This window comes from Sorangium sp. So ce1153 (assembly GCF_051521595.1).
Lineage (GTDB): Bacteria > Myxococcota_A > Polyangia > Polyangiales > Polyangiaceae > Sorangium.
In genome coordinates this window covers 13,954,141-13,970,926 of sequence record NZ_CP150361.1, presented here as the reverse complement: position 1 = coordinate 13,970,926, position 16,786 = coordinate 13,954,141, and the positions used below count along the sequence as shown (strand labels likewise).

The 16,786-nt window shown below is 73.4% G+C and carries 15 protein-coding genes; 6 read left to right on the top strand and 9 right to left on the bottom strand.

The window, feature by feature from the left end; translation table 11 throughout:
- Positions 1-260: 260 nt before the first annotated feature.
- Positions 261-2,321, top strand: a complete 2,061-nt coding sequence (locus WME85_RS50865; protein WP_437832797.1) for a serine/threonine protein kinase — start codon at positions 261-263, stop codon at positions 2,319-2,321.
- A gap of 17 nt (positions 2,322-2,338) precedes the next feature.
- Here WME85_RS50865 and WME85_RS50860 read toward each other — a convergent pair whose 3' ends face one another.
- The 4 genes from WME85_RS50860 to WME85_RS50845 form a co-directional block, all read right to left on the bottom strand.
- Positions 2,339-3,034, bottom strand: a complete 696-nt coding sequence (locus tag WME85_RS50860) for a hypothetical protein (RefSeq protein WP_437832795.1) — start codon at positions 3,032-3,034, stop codon at positions 2,339-2,341.
- Positions 3,035-3,166: 132 nt separating this feature from the next.
- A complete protein-coding gene (locus WME85_RS50855; protein ID WP_437832793.1) occupies positions 3,167-3,523 on the bottom strand; it encodes a YXWGXW repeat-containing protein in 357 nt (118 codons plus the stop codon).
- Entirely contained in the window at positions 3,520-4,482 is a 963-nt protein-coding gene (locus WME85_RS50850; RefSeq protein ID WP_437832792.1) for a prepilin peptidase, read from the bottom strand. Before WME85_RS50850 ends, WME85_RS50855 begins: the two co-directional genes overlap by 4 nt.
- A gap of 10 nt (positions 4,483-4,492) precedes the next feature.
- Positions 4,493-4,756, bottom strand: a complete 264-nt coding sequence (locus WME85_RS50845; protein WP_437306295.1) for a hypothetical protein — start codon at positions 4,754-4,756, stop codon at positions 4,493-4,495.
- Positions 4,757-4,842: 86 nt separating this feature from the next.
- On the opposite strand from WME85_RS50845, the gene WME85_RS50840 reads away from it, so the two are divergent.
- Positions 4,843-6,138, top strand: coding sequence for a formylglycine-generating enzyme family protein (locus WME85_RS50840; protein WP_437832791.1), 1,296 nt, complete (start codon positions 4,843-4,845; stop codon positions 6,136-6,138).
- Between the two features lie 50 nt (positions 6,139-6,188).
- Here WME85_RS50840 and WME85_RS50835 read toward each other — a convergent pair whose 3' ends face one another.
- The 5 genes from WME85_RS50835 to WME85_RS50815 all read right to left on the bottom strand — a co-directional run bounded on the left by WME85_RS50835 (position 6,189) and on the right by WME85_RS50815 (position 11,298).
- Positions 6,189-6,638, bottom strand: coding sequence for a YbjN domain-containing protein (locus WME85_RS50835; RefSeq protein WP_437306293.1), 450 nt, complete (start codon positions 6,636-6,638; stop codon positions 6,189-6,191).
- A gap of 94 nt (positions 6,639-6,732) precedes the next feature.
- Positions 6,733-7,902 (bottom strand): hypothetical protein, encoded by a 1,170-nt coding sequence (locus tag WME85_RS50830; RefSeq protein WP_437832790.1) that lies wholly within the window; start codon positions 7,900-7,902, stop codon positions 6,733-6,735.
- Positions 7,899-8,909, bottom strand: coding sequence for an alpha/beta fold hydrolase (locus WME85_RS50825; protein ID WP_437832789.1), 1,011 nt, complete (start codon positions 8,907-8,909; stop codon positions 7,899-7,901). The genes WME85_RS50830 and WME85_RS50825 overlap by 4 nt, the downstream gene beginning before the upstream one ends.
- A 41-nt stretch (positions 8,910-8,950) precedes the next feature.
- The gene (locus WME85_RS50820; RefSeq protein WP_012241296.1) at positions 8,951-9,181 is read right to left on the bottom strand and encodes a TIGR04563 family protein; all 231 of its coding nucleotides are present in this window, start codon (positions 9,179-9,181) and stop codon (positions 8,951-8,953) included.
- A gap of 134 nt (positions 9,182-9,315) precedes the next feature.
- Positions 9,316-11,298 carry an aconitase family protein gene (locus WME85_RS50815; protein ID WP_437832787.1) on the bottom strand — a complete coding sequence of 661 codons (1,983 nt, stop codon included), beginning with the start codon at positions 11,296-11,298 and terminating at the stop codon, positions 9,316-9,318.
- A gap of 230 nt (positions 11,299-11,528) precedes the next feature.
- Here WME85_RS50815 and WME85_RS50810 point away from each other — a divergent pair, with 230 nt between their 5' ends.
- The 4 genes from WME85_RS50810 to WME85_RS50795 all read left to right on the top strand — a co-directional run bounded on the left by WME85_RS50810 (position 11,529) and on the right by WME85_RS50795 (position 16,740).
- Positions 11,529-12,878: a protoporphyrinogen/coproporphyrinogen oxidase gene (locus WME85_RS50810; RefSeq protein WP_437832786.1), complete on the top strand. Its 1,350-nt coding sequence runs from the start codon at positions 11,529-11,531 to the stop codon at positions 12,876-12,878.
- The gene (locus tag WME85_RS50805; RefSeq protein ID WP_437832784.1) at positions 12,875-13,618 is read left to right on the top strand and encodes a glycosyltransferase family 2 protein; all 744 of its coding nucleotides are present in this window, start codon (positions 12,875-12,877) and stop codon (positions 13,616-13,618) included. The genes WME85_RS50810 and WME85_RS50805 overlap by 4 nt, the downstream gene beginning before the upstream one ends.
- A gap of 96 nt (positions 13,619-13,714) precedes the next feature.
- A complete protein-coding gene (locus tag WME85_RS50800; protein ID WP_437832783.1) occupies positions 13,715-15,508 on the top strand; it encodes a glycerol-3-phosphate dehydrogenase/oxidase in 1,794 nt (597 codons plus the stop codon).
- Positions 15,487-16,740, top strand: a complete 1,254-nt coding sequence (locus WME85_RS50795) for an FAD-binding protein (RefSeq protein WP_437832781.1) — start codon at positions 15,487-15,489, stop codon at positions 16,738-16,740. The genes WME85_RS50800 and WME85_RS50795 overlap by 22 nt, the downstream gene beginning before the upstream one ends.
- The last annotated feature ends 46 nt before the right edge of the window (positions 16,741-16,786 follow it).

Here is a 16,786-nt window from a genome sequence, read left to right as displayed (position 1 = left end):
CACAGAAGCAGGGACCTCTTCGGTTTTCCGAGAGCGGAAACGTCTCCGCTGCGCGCTCCTGTCCAGCGTCGCTCCTATCACTGCTGCGCGCGTGGCGCGCGCCGGTGCAGGCCGAGCCAATCGTGGTTACTGCTCCGGCTACCGGCTGGACGCCGGCCCGCCGTCGTGGGCGAGCGCTCGTCGTCTGCCGGCCGCTGCGCAGGCGTGGCCGGCGCTGCCGTCAGCTTGACTGCACGTCTTTGGATCAGGACCATTCAGCGGTGAGCGAGCACAAGAGGACGGCGGTAGAGGCTGACTGGGCGGTGGACTCCGCCCGCAGCGACGAGCTCGCCGCCTCTGGCCCGCCGGAGCACGTGCAGGCCGCGCTCGAGGGTCGGACCCTGCGGTCCAGACAGCTGCCCGCCCCTGTGTCCGCCGAGCCCCCGCCGACGATCCCGATGCGGCGCCCGGACCACGACGCGCGCGACGCACGCGACACACGCGACACACAGACGACCGTCAGCCGGGAGGCGCCGCCTGACGCGGCGCCCTCCCCTGCCGAGCGGCGCTCGCGGAGCCTCGGCAAGTACCGGTTCATCGCGACGCTCGGGCGCGGGGGCATGGCCGACGTGCACCTGGCGGTCGCGGTGGGACCGGCAGGGTTCAGCAAGCTGCAGGTCATCAAGCGCCTCCGGCCCAACATCGCCGACGAGCCCGAGTTCCGGGACATGCTGCTCGACGAGGCCCGCCTCGCCGCCCGGCTGAACCACCGCAACGTGGTGCAGACCAACGAGGTCGGCCTCGAGGACGGCGAGTACTTCATCGCCATGGAGTACCTCGACGGGCAGCCGCTGAGCCGGGTGATCTCCCGCGCGCGCGAGCAGGAGCGCGCCATCCCGATCGCCGTCCTGCTCTGGATCCTCAGCGAGGTGCTGGCCGGCCTCCACTACGCCCACGAGCTCGTCGACTACGACGGGACGCCGCTCAACGTCGTGCACCGCGACGTCAGCCCCCACAACATCTTCATCACGTACGACGGTCAGGTGAAGATCGTCGATTTCGGGATCGCGCTCGCCGCGCACCGCGCCGTCGAGACGCAGGCCGGCACGCTGAAGGGCAAGGTCGCCTACATGGCGCCGGAGCAGGCGTTCTCGCACTCGTCCGAGATCGACCGGCGCGCGGACATCTTCTCGGTCGGCGTCATCCTCTGGGAGATGCTCACCGGCCGCCGCCTCTGGCGTGGGCTGTCGGATCCGCAGATCATCTCCCGGCTGATGCGGGACATCCCGGACGTGCGGTCCGCGCGCCCCGAGGTGCCCGTCGAGATCGCGCGCATCTGCAACCAGGCGCTCGCCCGCGCGCGCGACAGGCGCTACCGGACGGCCGCCGACCTCCGGGCGGAGCTCGATCGCCACGCCGAGCGCCTCCACGAGCAGGTGACCGCCGAGCAGGTAGGCGAGCTCGTGGCCGAGCTGTTCGCCAACGAGCGGGCCGAGATCCGGGCGATCATCGATCGCCAGCTCAAGCACCTGCAGGAACACGGGCCCGATGCGGGCGGCACGGAGCTCTCCGGCCACGCGTCGAGGCTGCCGTCGCTGCCGGTGCGCGAGTCGATGGACTCGTATCCTCCTTCCCCGGACGAGGGGGCGATCACGGCCTCCTCGCCCTCGGAGCCTGCGCGCCCGGTCCAGCGCTCGAGCCCCCCGCAAGCGACGCTCCACGCCGTGGTGCGGACGGAGCCGACCGCGAGCGCTCAGCCCGAGCCGGCGCAGCGGCGCTCGCGGCTGCCGCTCCTCGCGGCCGCGGCGGTGGTCGCGCTGATCGGCGCGGTCACGCTGTACGTGAAGCTGCAGGAGCCGGCCCAGCGGTCCCTCGGCGCGACCGCGGCGCCGGTCCAGAGCGCACCGGCAGCCGAGGCGCCGCCCTCGTCCAGCGCCGGGCCCTCGCCGCTGGCCGCCGAGCGCAGCGCTCCGGCCGCGGGGGTGGACCCAGCGTTCCTCCGCGCCTCGATCAAGGCGCGCCCCGCCAGCGCGAAGATCCTCGTCGACGGGGTGGAGCTGCCCTCGAACCCGTTCGAGGCCAAGCTCGTCAAGGACGGGGCGGCGCACCGGATCGAGATCTTCGCGCCGGGTCACGTCGCGCAGCGGCGGATGGTCGTGTTCGACAAGGACATCGATCTCGACGTGTCGCTCTTCGTGGCGCCGCGAGGGCCGACGCCCTCCCCTTCCCCCGCGCCCACCGGCACCTCCGAGGCCACCGCGCCCACCGGCACCTCCGGGGCCACCGCGCCCCCCGCCGAGGTCGATCCGGCCGTCCCGCCGCCGAAGCCCGACCCGTACTAGCGGCGGATCGGCGGCGGCTACAGGTCCCGGTACCCGGTGGGCGGGTCGACGAGCTTCGCCGCCTTCGCGACCCCGCGGAACACGTAGTCCGAGTAGCTGTACGGGCCGTCCGACCACACGAGGAAGTCGTCCGCGAGCAGCCCGTTCGGCGCTCCGTCGCAGAGCTCCGGCGCCGCGATGGCGGGGCCTTCGTTGTAGACCGGCGCCGACGCGTTCACCTCCTCCTCGGCCTCCTCCATGGCGGCCAGCGCGCCGGCGTGCCGGTCCGCGTCGAGCTCGTCCACGGGGTACAGCTCCCAGTCGAGCAGCACGAGCTCCGGGTGCGGGGGCTCGTTCGGCGGAGACGCGAAGGGGTCGTGGGTCGCCTCGGGGAGGCCCGTCCGCGCGAGCGCCTCGAGCAGGCGGCTCTGGTAGCGCAGCGCCGCCTCGTCCGGGGTCCAGAAGGCCGTGAGGACGGCGATCACCTCCTCGGTCCTCGCCTCACGCCACAGCGACGGGTCGCGCGAGCCGAGCTCGAGGCCGCGCTCCTTCTTGAGGCGCGCCTCGAAGGCCGCGGCGTGCGGCGCGAACTCCGGCAGCTCGGCGAGGGCGTGATCGATGGACCAGTGGAGCCGATGATCGACCTCGCGCACGTACCGGTGCTTGCCGAGCGAGCGGAGGAGTCGGGCGATTTCGTCGGGTGTACGCGCTGCGAACGACCAGGCAAGCATCATGGGGCAGGGCTCATCGATCCGTGCAGGGGCTGGCGCGCCGAGCCGGCTCGCCGACGCCGGTCAGGCTGCGGCAGGCGCGCGCTTCGAGCGCCTTGGCACGCGTGAATTTCCATCGCGCGGCCGCGGTGTCGATCACTTCTTGCCGGGGGCGTGCCACACCCCGGCGAACCACACCAGAGATCCGTCGGCGCGGCGCACGGTGGCGTTGGGAGCGAAATACGCGCCCGGCGGCACGGGCTCCCAGCGGCCCGGCTGCCACGCCCAGCGGCGGCTCCGCCACTGCCACTCCCCGTCGATCCAGACGAGGCCCGGCTTGTCGGGCGACGAGATGATCTCCACCCGCGCGGGCGGCGGAGGGTAGGGCACGACCACCGCCGGTTCGCTCGGCAGGTGAGGGCCGGTCGGGGGCACCGGGAGCGAGCTGCCGCAGCCAGCGAGGAGGAGGAGCGCGAGCGAGAGCCCGAGCGCGCGGTGGAGCAGGGCCTTCATCCAGCGTCGATCCATGAGAAATACGCGTCGAGGACGTCGCGGCCGACGAGCAGGTACTCCAGCGTCGCGAGCGCGAGGAACGGGCCGAAGGCGATGCGGGCCTGGCCGAACCCTTCGCCAGGCTCCTCCGCGAGCGGATCTTGCGCGAGCTCCTCCTCGGCGGCGGCGCGCTCCTCGGGCGACATCTCCGCGAGCTCGGCGCGGATCTGCTCCCGCTCGAGGCGCACCGCCTCGGGCTCCTCGATGCTCCCGCGCAGGAGCAGCATGGCGATCGCCACGAGCGAGCCCTGGACGGCGCCGGCGCCGAGCACGAACAGCGCGCCGCCCCAGCCGAACCAGGCGCCCGCCAGCATGAGGAGCTTCGCGTCGCCGAGGCCCATGCCGACGCGGCCGCCGCGGATCCGCGGGTAGATCACGACGAAGGGGAGCCACACGACGGCGAAGCCGACCGCGGCGCCGAGGAGCGCGTCGGCGAAGCCCATCGAGCGCAGCGACGCGGTGGCGACGCCGAGCACCGCGCCGCCGATCGTGATCCCGTCGGGGATGTACATGTGCTCGAGGTCGATGAACGTCGCCGCGAGCAGCCCGAGCGCGAGCGCGAGGTCGGCGATGTACGTGGCGAGCACGCGGAGGATCGGCGTCGTGCCGGGGAGCCCGAGGAGGAGGATCTCGACGATCGCGAGCGACAGGACGCCGCCCGCGGCCTCGACGAGGGGGTACCGCGGCGAGACCGCCGCCCCGCAGCAGCGGGCGCGGCCGCGCAGCAGGAGGTAGCTGAGGACCGGGATGTTGTCGAAGGCGCGGATCGGCGTGCCGCACGCGGGGCAGCGCGAGCCGGGATGCACGACGCTGAGCTCGCGCGGGACGCGGTGGATGACGACGTTGAGGAAGCTCCCCCAGAGGAGGCCGAAGCAGAGCGCGAAGGCGCGCAGGAACCACGGGGGAAGGTCGGCGAGCATCACCGGCGGGTCATGTCCTCGGGTTCGAGGCGGCGAGCCGGAGCATCATCGTGAGCGCCTGCTCGAGCTCCGCGACCGTGGGCTGCACGGGGTTGTCGGAGAGCGCCGCCTTGAGATCGACGAGGCGCCCGCCGAGCTCCTGGTAGTGGCGGCGCACACCCTCGGTCGGCGCCTCGGCGACCCACCGCCGCACGATCTCCCGCAGCTCGTCGAGATCGCTGCCAGCGAGGAGCTGCGCCATCTGCGAGGCCATCGGATCCGGTGCGTCGCTCACGCCCTGCCCCATCCCGGGCAGCATAGCGCGGGCACTTTGACGGGCGAGGGGTCCTGCGACATAAGGCGGGGCGCTTTCGAGGAACCGTGCCGCCGAGGACGCCTGCCTTTGTCCTGCTCCTGATGGTCGCCGCCGGCATCGCCGGAGGGGCCGGGTGCGGCCGCGCCGAGCAGCAGCAGCAGGCCGGGGAGACGCGCACGGACGGAGGCGCCGCGGTGACGCTCGCGCCGCCGAAGGGGAAGGTGCTCGAGGCGGCCGAGAACGAGTCGCCCGCTGCCAGCGCGGCGCCGCGGGCCGGCGCCGCGGCGTCGGGGCCCGCGCGCATCGAGATCCCCGCCGGGAAGCTCGTCGCGGGCAGCACGCCCGGCGACAAGGGGCGCGACCCGGCGCTCGAGCCGGCGCTGCTCGACGTCGAGCTGGGCGGCTTCGCCGTCGACCGCTTCCTGTACCCGAACGACCCGGCGCAGGCCCCGGTCACCGGCGTGACGCGGGCGCGCGCCTCGGAGCTCTGCCAGCAGGCTGGCGGCAGGCTGTGCACCGAGCTGGAGTGGGAGCGCGCGTGCAAGGGCCCCGAGGGGACGCCGTACGCGGGCGGCGCGGCGTGGGACCCGGCGTGCGCCAAGGCGCCGGCGTCGTGCGCGTCGGGCTTCGGCGTCGTCGGCATGGGCGCCGCGCTGCGCGAGTGGACCGCGAGCGATGTGGCGCCGATCGAGAACCTCCAGCCCAAGGCCGCCGCCGTGCGCGGGGCCACGGCGAGCGCGAGCGGCGTGGATCACCGGTGCGCGCGCCGCGCGGCGGTCGATCCGACCGTATCGGGCGACGACATCGGCTTCCGGTGCTGCCACGGCGCGCCGAACGCGGCGTCGATCCCGTCGCCGCAGTGGCAGCAGACGTTCCGGCGCGCGGAGATCGGGCCGCAGCAGGTCGCCGAGCTGCTCGCGTCGGTGCCGCAGCTCCGCGACCTCGGCGGGGAGATCTCGTTCTTCAAGGAGCCGGACGACGCGAACGTCGTGCTCGGCCGCGGCCGGACGCGGCTCTCGCCGAACGGGACCCCGGCGGTCCAGCCGGAGGCGAGCGCGCCCCCGAACACGACGCTCACCACATCGCCTCTGCTCTGGAATCCGGTCCCGGGCGAGGAGGTGCTCGTGGTCACGGGGAAGTCCGACGACGACGCGTTCATCGTCGCCTTCCTGAGGCTCCCGGGGGACCGCTACCGGATCGCGTCGTCGCTGCTGCTGAAGGGGGAGCGGGGGCCGATCGCGCTCGGCTTCAACGGCTACGTGCGGCGGCGGCTCTCGTGGGCGACCTGCTGGGACTGCCGCGGCGAGTCGGGCTACGTCACCTACCGGGACGACAACCGCGTGGTGATCACGCAGAAGTGAGCGCGCGGCGGCGCGGCGCTCGTCCACGCGCGCAGCTCGTCCCTGTCCGCTCAGTCGCCGAACAGCGCGTGCCGGTACGTCGCGGCGTACTCGATGATCCGCTCGACCGCGTCGACGAACTCGGAGCGATCCAGCGACTCGGTCGGCAGCTCGGCGCAGAGCAGGACCTCGTTCCGATCGTCGAGGGCGAACTTGGCGACGCGCATGTCGCGGTTCGCCTCGAGCAGGTGGCGGAGCAGGCCGAGCATCTGGCCGGTGTCCTCGGCCAGGGGGACCAGGATCGCCTCGCCCTCGGGGTCGTCCTGCGTCTCGATCCGATCGAGCACGCCGAACATCGAGAGCACCACCCAGTTCTCGGTGCACTGGACGTAGAACGGCGGGAGCTCGACGACCCCTTCCTCGCGCGGACGGATCCGCAGGGTCGACGGCTTCTCCAGCTCGGCGCTGTAACCGATGTCTTCCGTCCAGCGCTGCAGGGTCGCCACGTCGATCACGGCCATCGTGATCGCCCTGCGGCCGCCGGAGATCAAGATGCGGCGCGCGGCCGCACCGCGGCGGTGGAGGTGCGCCGCGCGGCAGAGCGCCGGCGCGGCGCTAGAGGCTGAGGACGGCGTCCTCTCCCCGGTCGGCGATCTTCGCCTCGATCAGGCTGAGGAGCGCCTGCCTGCGCTCCTCGAGCTCGACGAGCGCGCGCGGGGGCACCAGCTCCTCCTCGATCCCGCCCGGGCGCAGCGCCGCGGCGGCTTCGCCGGGGCCGAAGCGCGCGAGCGCGTCGCGGAGCGCCCGGGGGAACCGCGCCGCCTCCACCAGGCGGTCGAGCTGCCGATCGAGCTCGTGCGCCTTCACGTGCATCGGGAAGGCGCTCGCGTTGGCCTCCACGCTCAGCGCCCCGGCGCCGATGTCGATGACGATCTCCTTCCGGAGCCCGTTGCCGGCCAGGTAGTCGAGCGCGAGCACCTCGAGGTAATCGCGGAGGATCGGCGCGCGCTCGCCGCGCGCGGGCGACGGAGAGCGCGCCCAGCGCGCCCAAACGTCGAGCTCGGGCGCGTCGTCGAAGCGTATCGACTGCCGGCGAGGCGCGATCCAGCGCGGGCCGGGCGGGCCGGGCGCGGGCGCGAGCACCAGCGCGTCGACCGTCCCGTCGTTCATGACGGCGAGGCGACGCAGCAGCTTGCGCGCGGCCGGCTCACGGCCGATCAGCGACGCGAGCTCGCCGATGCCGATCCGGCGCGCCGCGGCGGCGGGCACGACGTGCGCGCCGAGCGCCCGCGCGAGGCGGTAAAACGCGAGCGGACGCCGGAATGCGAGCGGCCTCTTTTTCTGCGCCGGCGCGAGCTTCACCTTGACCTCGCGCGGGGCCGCGCCGTCCTCGCCCGCGCCGAGCGCCAGCGTCGCCTCGAAGCGACCGTCGGTCGGCTTGCCCGTGAGCCGCAGCGCGCGCAGCGGCGAGCGCTGGAGAGCGCGCGCGGTGTGCGCGTCCGCGGCTGCGCCAGCGTTCGCCACGTGGGGCGCTGGCGGCTCGCCCGACGAGCGCGCCGGGGGCGCGCCCTCGGCCAGCGCCGCGGGCGCGACCTCGGCCAGCGCCGCGGGCACGACCTCGGCCAGCGCCGCGATCGCGACCGCCGGCGCGCCGCTCCCCTCGGACGACGGCCTCCCGCACGAGGCGCCGAGCAGCGCCGCCGCGACGAGCAGGCGCGGCGCGACCGCGCCGTCGAGGCGCCGCGGCAGCCCGCGCGCGAGCCCGCCTCGCGCGCGGCGGCTCATCCGTCCTTCGCGAGCCCGCGCGGATCCTCCGGCAAGGGCGCTTCCTCTGCCGGAGGCTGCGAGGGTGAGACGCCCGCGTTCGCGCCGAGCGAGGCCCCGCCCATGACGCGCTCGAGCAGGAACTGCTCCACGCGCTCGATCACCATCTTCTTGCGCTCCAGCGGGACGACGTGCGTGCCGCCGCTCACCATCATCAGCTCTCCGCGAGGCAGCGCGGCCGCCATCTCCTCGGCGAGGCGCGGCGGCGTGAACGTGTCGCGATCACCGGCGATCACGAGCGCGGGCAGGTCGATGTGGGGCAGCAGATCGAGCGTCGAGTGCTCGCCGGCGCTGCGCAGCATGTGGAGGAACATCGAGAAATCGATGTCGACCATGTGCCGCATGTAAGGCAGCAGATCCGCCGGGGTGACCGCGCTCGCGTCGACCTCGCGGGCGAGCAGCGCGATCCGCAGCGCCATCGGCGCGGGCACGCGGCTCCAGATCGCGCGCGCGATGTGCGGGTACGCGTCGACCTGCTCGATGATGCGCGGCAAGATCTGCGCGAGCACGTCCGTGCCCTTGAAGTGGTGCGTGATCCTGCCGGACGAGCCGCAGATCAACACGAGCCCGCGCACCCCCTCGCGGTGGGTCCGCAGGTGCTCGAGGATGACCTGACACCCCATCGAGTGCCCGAAGAGCACCACCGGGCCGCCGCCGAGCGCCGCGCGCACCGCCGCGAGATCGCTCGCATGGTCGCTCAGCTCGATCGCCTGCGGATCAACAGGCAGACTGCTCCGCCCGTGCCCTCGATAGTGCCAGTGGGCGACGTTGACGGTGCGCGCCAGGTCGTCCCACAGGTACTTCCAGATGAAGCCGTCGCACGCGATACCGTCGCATAGCACCGCGGTGAGGCGTTCCGAGCCCGCCCCCACCCCGCTGGCCAAGCTTCCGATGCCGCCGGGACCTTCCCGGTAGCGGACGTAGATCCGCGTACCGTCCTTCCCGGCGGCGAAGAGCTCTCGACCCATCGATCCCCGAGCGACGCGGCTACGCGCGGCCCGCGGCGATGTTAGTCGCCGCTGTCCTCGTCGTCAGCCACGTCATTGACACTCGGAAGCTTTTTGATGTCTATCCGCGCCAGCTTCCACGCGCGCTGCACGACCCAAGAAAGCGAGCGATCGAGCCGCGCCGCTTCCTCCTTGATTTCCTGCAGCATCGACTCCGGAAAGTAGAGGCTCTGCTTCCTCTTGTCCGTCTTCGAGGCTTCGTTGTTTTTCGCCAGCGTGTCCTTGTCGGTCATACGCTCTTGGGGCTCCTCCCGATCCGCCACAGAAGAGCACCTTACCGTACGGCGCACTTCCGTGGAAAGCATTCGTTTTTCCGTGCGGCCGATTGCGGGCACCATGTGTGTAACTCCGCGATAGGCGCTCTGCGTCATGACTCCGGGAATGCGATCTTCCCCGCAATCGCGCTCGCCGCGACGATCAGGGGACTGGCCAGGTAGACCTGGCCGGGGCCGCTTCGGCCCGGGAAATTCCGGTTGATCGCCGAGACCGTGACCTGCTCCTTCCGGTCGGACACCCCCGGCCCGGCCTTGATGCAGGCGCCGCAGGAGGGGTCAACGAGCTCAGCACCAGCCTTCTGGAAGATCTCGAGGTAGCCCTTCGCCTCGGCGTAGCGGCGGATGTCCTGGGAGCCGAACTGGATGTAGAGGTGCACGCCCTCGGCGACGCGTTTCCCCTGCTCCACCGCGCGGCGCAGCACGGACGCGTACATGTCCATGTCGGCCTTCTTGCCGCCCGTGCACGAGCCCCCGTACGCGATGTCGATCTTCACGTCGCCGCCGGAGACCTCGCGGAGCGACCGCAGCGGCACGCCGTTCCGCGGATCGCCGGGCGTCGCGACCATCGGCTCGACCGACGCGAGATCGATGTCGAACGTCGCCATGTACTCCGCGCCGGGATCCGCGCGGACGACGCGCGCGCGCACGTCGTCCGCGGCGAGGCCGCGCTGCTCGACGAGGTAGCGCACGATCTCCTCGTCGGCCTCGATGATCCCGGTGAAGCCGCCCGCCTCGACCGCCATGTTGGTGAGCGTCGCCCGCTCGTCGAGGCCCATGCCGCGGACGCCGTCGCCCGCGAACTCGAGCACCTTGCCGATGCCCTGGCCCGTCTTCCAGAACGGCTGCGAGAGCAGGAACAGCATCACGTCCTTCGCCGTGACCCCCGGCCCGAGCCGCCCCGTCAGGTTGAAGCGCACCGACTGCGGCACCGCGACGCGGACGTCGCGCGTGAGCCACGCGTTCGCCATGTCCGTCGAGCCGACGCCGAAGGCGAAGCACCCGAGCGCCCCCGCCATGCAGGTGTGCGAGTCGGTCCCGGCCACGATCTGCCCTGGCAGCGCGAGCTCCTCGATCACCTTGTTGTGACAGATGGCCTCGGAGCCCACGGTCCTGCCGTCGCGCTCGACCTCTCCGTACAGCCTGATCCCGTGCCGCTCCGTGAAGGCCTGCTGCACCGTCGCGAGCGAGGCCGCCTGCTCCCGCAGGCCGAGCTTGAGGTGCGCCTCCGGCATCACGCGCTCGAGGAACGTGAGGTGATCCCGGAAGGCGAAGACGCTCTCCGGCTCGGTCACGCTCGCGTCCGGACCGAAGCCCGCCCGGAAGAGCGACTCGGCCATCGGCGTCACGTACTCGTGCGAGAAGCGCACGTCGATGCGGACGAAGAGCGCGTCGCCGGGCTTCACCGCGGGGACGCCGATCTCGCCCGCCCTGGCGTCCACGATCGCGTGCGCCGCGATGATCTTCTCGCACAGGGTCATCGGCCGCGGCGGCGTCGCGAGCGTGGGCGGCGAGACCTCGCCGGCCAGCCGCGCCTTGTTGTAGGCGAAGAGCCCGCCGTACTCGACGACGTCGGCGCTGATCGGGTCGAGCCCGCGCGTGAACTCGCCGATCGGGATCTCGTCGCCGCGCGCGAGCCGCTCGAGGAGCGAGGAGTCGGTCGTCGTGAGCAGCCCGATGTTCTGGCAGTTCTGGCCGTAGATCTTCTCGATGCTGCGGGCGACGACGATCTGGATCCCGGCCTCGCGCTCCGAGTACGGCGCGGTCTCGCGCGAGCTGCCGCAGCCCTTCGAGCGCCCGCTGACGATGACCCCGAAGCCGCCGTTCTTGATGGCGTCGCGCTCGACGAGCCCACCGCGCAGCCCGACCAGGCAGTACCGGGCGAGCGTCTCGTCGTAGTAGTAACAGACCCAGCCCGGCGTGAGCTCGTCGGTAGAGATGTTGTCGATCAGCGCGTGCTGGCCGGGATCGAAGCGGATCTCGCCGCCCGCGAGCTGCTGCTTCAGGAGCTCCGGGTCCTCGGTCAGGTAAAGGATCCTCCCGGTGACGTGAACGGACTTCCGGCGCGGGATGGGCATCTGGACCTCGGACGCCCCGGAGCGCCGGGCCGGCGCGCTGGGGTCCGATCACACCTAGTCGCTCTGCGCGGAGGCGCCAACGGTGGTCTTCGCCGCGGCGCTCGGAGCTTCTGCGCGCCTTACGTTACGTGCTGGAAATCCAGCGTGCGGGGGGCGCGCCGCGCGGGCTGCGCGCCTTGACGGCGCACCGGGGAGGTGGTGTCTTCGCGACCGCCGCCGGTCCGCGAGCGATGACCCGACCCACGATTTCCAGCATTCCCGTCGCGATCCTCGGAGCCGGCCTGACGGGCATGGCGGCCGCGTACCACCTCGGCCGGGCCGGCGTGCCGCACCGGGTCTTCGAGCGCCTGCCCCGCCCGGGCGGCCACGCGATCACCCTCGAGGACGACGGCTTCCGCTTCGACAGGACAGGCCACCTCCTCCACCTGCGCGACCCCGCCACCCGGGAGCTCGCGCTCGGCTGGCTGGGCCCCGATCCCCTCGAGATCGAGCGGCGCTCGATGATCTGGTCGAACGGCACGTACACCCGGTATCCGTTCCAGGCGAACACGTTCGGCCTGCCGCCCGCCGTCGCTTACGAGTGCCTCCGCGGCTTCATCGAGGCGCACTTCGCCGGGGACCGAGCCGAGCCGAGGAACTTCGAGGAGTTCTGCCTGGCGCACTTCGGCGAGGGGATCAGCCGCCACTTCATGATCCCCTACAACAGCCGCCTCTGGGGGGTGCACCCGAGCGAGATCACCGCCGCCTGGTGCTCCCGCTTCGTCCCGATACCGAAGCTCGAGGACGTGCTCGCCGGAGCGGTCGGGCTGAACGACCGGGAGCTCGGCTACAACGCGAGGTTCCTCTACCCGCGGCTCGGCATCGGGCAGCTGACGCACGGGCTCGCGCGGGCGCTCGCCGAGCAGCGGCCGCGCGACGCGGCCACGCCCGCGCTCGAGCTCGGCCGCGCCCCCGTGGCGATCGACTGGCGCGCGCGCGAGCTCGTGTTCGACGACGAGATCGTCCGGTACGACGTGCTCGTGTCCTCCACGCCGCTGCCGGCGCTCGTGAGGCTCCTCTCGGACGCACCCCGGGCGGTCAGCGAGGCGGCCTCCCGGCTGCGCTGCACCCACCTCTACTACCTCGACGTGGCGCTCGACACGCCGTGCGGGAAGCCGCTGCACTGGGTGTACGTGCCGGAGGAGAAGTACCCGTTCTACCGGGTGGGCTGCTACTCGAACTTCTCCTCCTCCATGGCCCCGCCAGGCAAGGCGAGCCTGTATGTCGAGCTCGCCGATCGCGCCGAGCCCGACCTCGCGACGCTGCTCCCCCGCGTCGCGGACGGCCTCGTCGAGATGGGCCTCATCCCCGCCCCGAGCGCCATTCGCTTCGCCCGGCTGCGCCGCATCGACTACGCGTACGTCGTGTTCGACCACAGCTACTTCGAGTCGCTGGGGGCGGTGCGGCCGTTCCTCGAGGGCCAGCGCATCCTCTCGTGCGGGCGCTACGGCGGCTGGAACTACTCCTCGATGGAGGACGCGCTCCACTTCGGGCGCGACGCGGCGCGCGCGGCGCAGGCGCTCCTCGGAGGCGCGCCGTGAGCAGCGCCGGGCCTGGCCGCGGGGACGCGGGCGACGCGCCGGACATCTCCATCGTCATCCCAGTCTACAACGAGGAGGCGATCCTCCACGCCGCCGTCGTGGACCTGCGCGAGCGGCTGTCTCCCTTCGGCTGGCGCTGGGAGCTCGTGCTCGCCGAGAACGGCTCGCGCGACGGGACCCTCGGCATCGCCGGCGAGCTCGAGCGCAAGTACCCGGAGGTACGGCACTTCTCCATCGGCGAGCCGAACTACGGGGCCGCGCTCCGCGCGGGCATCGAGCGAGCGCGCGGGCGCTTCGTGCTCTGCGACGAGATCGACCTGTGCGACGCGGACTTCCACCGCCGCGCGATCGCGATGCTGCAAGCGGGCGGCGCCGACATGGTCATCGGATCCAAGCTCATCCAGGGCGCGCGCGACGACCGCCCGTGGGCGCGGCACGCCGCGAGCCAGATGTACAACGGGCTCCTCCGCGCCACGCTCGGCTTCCGGGGGACGGACACGCACGGGCTCAAGGCGTTCGTGCGCGAGCCGCTCCTCGGGATCGCGCGCGATTGCGTCGTGGACAAGGACGTCTTCGCCAGCGAGTTCGTCATCCGGGCCTACCGGGCCGGCCTCCGGATCGAGGAGATCCCCGTCCGCGTGCTCGAGAAGCGGCGGCCCTCGATCAACCTCACGCGGCGCGTCCCGAACGTGCTCCGCAGCCTCGCGAAGCTCACCTGGGCGATCCGGGTCCGCGGCTGACGGGCGATCTCTGCCAGCGTCCACGGCGCCACGCGCAGCTCCGCGCGCGCGGTCGAGCCCGCTCGTGGAAGATTTCTGGCATGCTATACGCCGCAAGTGACGATCCTCCTTTCGAGCGCCGCACGAACGGCCCGCCGCGCCGACACCGACGTCGACGTCGTGGTGATCGGCGGCGGCGTGAACGGCGTGGGCGTCGCGCGTGACGCGTCGCAGCGGGGCCTGAGGGTCGCGCTGTTCGAGCGCAACGATCTCGCGTTCGGCGCGAGCGGGAACTCGAGCGGCATGATCCACGGCGGGCTCAGGTACCTGACCAGCGATCCGCACGTGACCGAGACGTCGTGCCGCGACTCGGGGCACATCCAGGCGATCGCGCCGCACCTGCTCTTCCGGATCCCCTTCCTCGTCCCGTTCGAGAACGCGAGGCACGCGCGCGTGCTCTACGCGCTCGCCGACGGCTTCTTCGAGGCGTACGACCAGTACCAGCCGCTGAAGCGCGGCAAGCCGCACGCGCGCCTGTCGCCCGACGAGCTCCGGAGCCTCGAGCCGGGGCTGCACGGAGACCTCGTGGGCGGCTTCAGCTTCGACGAGTGGGGCATCGACGGCGCGCGGCTCTGCGTCGCGAACGCGGTCGACGCGATCGAGCGCGGGGCGAAGGTGTACGTCGGGCACACGATCGAGCGGATCGAGCGCCGCGAGGACACCGGCGAGGTCATCGCCGTCCGTTACCGGGACCGCGTGAGCGGCGAGGGCGGGCGGCTCCGCACGAGCGCGGTCGTGAACGCGACCGGCGCGTGGTCGCCGATCACGGCGTCGCTCGCGGGCCTGCCCGCGGCGAGCTCGCGGGTGCGGCCCGGCAAGGGCGTGCACGTCGTGTTCGACCGCCGCCTCACCAACTACGCGATCATGGCGAGGACGATCGACGGCCGTCAGATCTTCGTCGAGCCGTGGGAGAACATGAGCGTCATCGGCACGACCGACGACGACTTCTACGGCGATCTCGATCAGGTCCGCGCGACGAGCGAGGAGGTCAGGTACCTCGTCCAGGGCATCGCCCGCGTGTTCCCGCAGATCCACGAGGCGCGCGCGATCGGCACGTACGCGGGCGTGCGGCCCACGCTCTACGCCTACGGGCCGACCGAGGACGCGCTCTCGCGCGATCACCAGGTCGTCGATCACGCGGCGCACGGCGCGCCTGGCCTCTACTCGATGATCGGCGGCAAGCTGGCCAGCTTCCGGCTCTTCGCCGAGGAGATGACCGACGTGCTCGCGCGGCGCTTCGACCTCGGCGCGCGCTGCGCGACGCACGTGACGCCGCTGCCCGGCGGCGAGCGCGCCGTCGACGCGCTCGCGCTCGCGCGGCGGATGGAGATCGACGCGGTGGCCGCCCGGCGGCTCGTGTACCGGCACGGCTCGCGCGCGCTCCGGATCGAGGAGCGCGTGCGCGAGCGGCCGCGGGAGGCGGCGACGGTGTGCCCGTGCGAGCCGGTCCTCGAGGCCGAGGTGCGCTACGTCCTCCGGCACGAGCTCGCCCGGAGCGTCGCCGACGTCGCGCGCCGCACGCGCCTCGGGCTCGGCGCGTGCGGGGGGATGCGCTGCGCGGCGCGGTGCGGGCAGATCGTGGCGCAGGAGCTCTCGCTCCCGCCCCGCGACGGGATGCGGCAGGCCGTGGAGTTCCTCTCGCGGCAGGCGGTGACGCGCGCGGTCGCGCTCGGCCCGGAGCAGGCCAGGCAGGAGGCGCTCGCCATCGCCAGCGTGCGGTCGGAGCTCGGCGCCCCCGCGGACGACGATGCGACCGCGGCGGCGTGCGACGAGAGCGAGGCGAGCGACCGCCGCGCGCCGCGCCCGGCGAGGGAGCCAGAGGAGAGGGCGTGGCGCGATCGATCCTCGTGATCGGCGCCGGCGTCGCCGGGCTCGCCGCCGCGTGGAGCGCGCGGCGGCGCGGGGCCCGGGTGACCGTGATCTCCGCGGGCGTCGGGGAGACGGCGCTCGCGGGCGGCGCGGTGGACGACGTCCCGTGGGAGCAGGTCGAGCGGGCCGCGAGGCTGCTCGGCAGCGACCTGCCCGCCGGCGATCTCGCGCCGGCGGCGCGGCAGTTCGCGGCGGAGCTCGGCCTGTGGGACGTGCCGCACGCGGCGGCCGCGCGCATCGCGACCGTGGCCGGGCGGATCCGCCCGGCCCGGGGCAGGGATCGCGCGCTGCTCGATCTCGGCCCGCTGCGCCGCACGCGCGTCCTCGTCCCGCGCGTGCCGCGGGCGGCGTGGGACGCCGACGCGCTCGCGGAGGCGCTCACGGATGAGCCGTTCGCCCGGGCGCGGGGGCTCCGCTTCCTGCCAGTCGACGCGCCCTTCCTGCGCTTCGACGACGAGCGGGGGATCGCGGACGGCGACCTCGCCGCGCGGCACGACGATCCGGCGCGGCTCTCCTGGCTGGTCGAGCGGCTCCACCAGGCGCTCGAGGTCGCGGGCGGCGCCGGGGCGATCCTGCTCGGCCCGTGGCTCGGCGCGCGCGCGCCGCGGGCCGAGGCGCTCTCGGCGCGCCTCGGCGTCCCGGTGGGCGAGGCGCTGATCGGCGCCGGCTCTCCGGCGGGGCTCCGCTTCGAGGCGGCGCGCGACGCGCTGCTCGCAGCGATCGAGGTGACGCAGCGCCACGGCCGCGTGCGCGCGGTGACAGCAGGCGACGGCCGCGCAGGAGCAGGCGGCGCGGGCGACGGCGTCCTGGTCCACGTGGACGGCGAGGACGTGCCGCTCGCGGCGGACGCGGTGATCCTGGCGATCGGCGGGCTGGCCGGCGGAGGGATCGCGTACGCCCCGCCCGAGCGCGGCGCCGGCCCCGATCTGCCGGCGCGCGGCGCCGCGCCGTTCGCGCTCTCGATCGCGGCGCCCGTCACGCTGGGCGACGCGCGCGGCGCGTTCGGCGTGGTGAGCTCCATGCAGGGCCCGGAGCTCGACCTCGTCGCGTGGCCTCGCGGCGACCGGCTGGGCGCGCTGGAGGCGGTGGGCGTGCGGTGCGAGGGCGTCCGCGCCGCCCCGGGCATCCTCGTGGCCGGGGCGACCATCGCCGGGCGGGCGCGCACCGTGCTCGACGCGGTGACGACCGGGCTCCGCGCCGGCGCCGAGGCCTGACGCGGCTGCCAGCGCGGCGCCCGGGCGCCGGTCGTCCGGAGCGCGA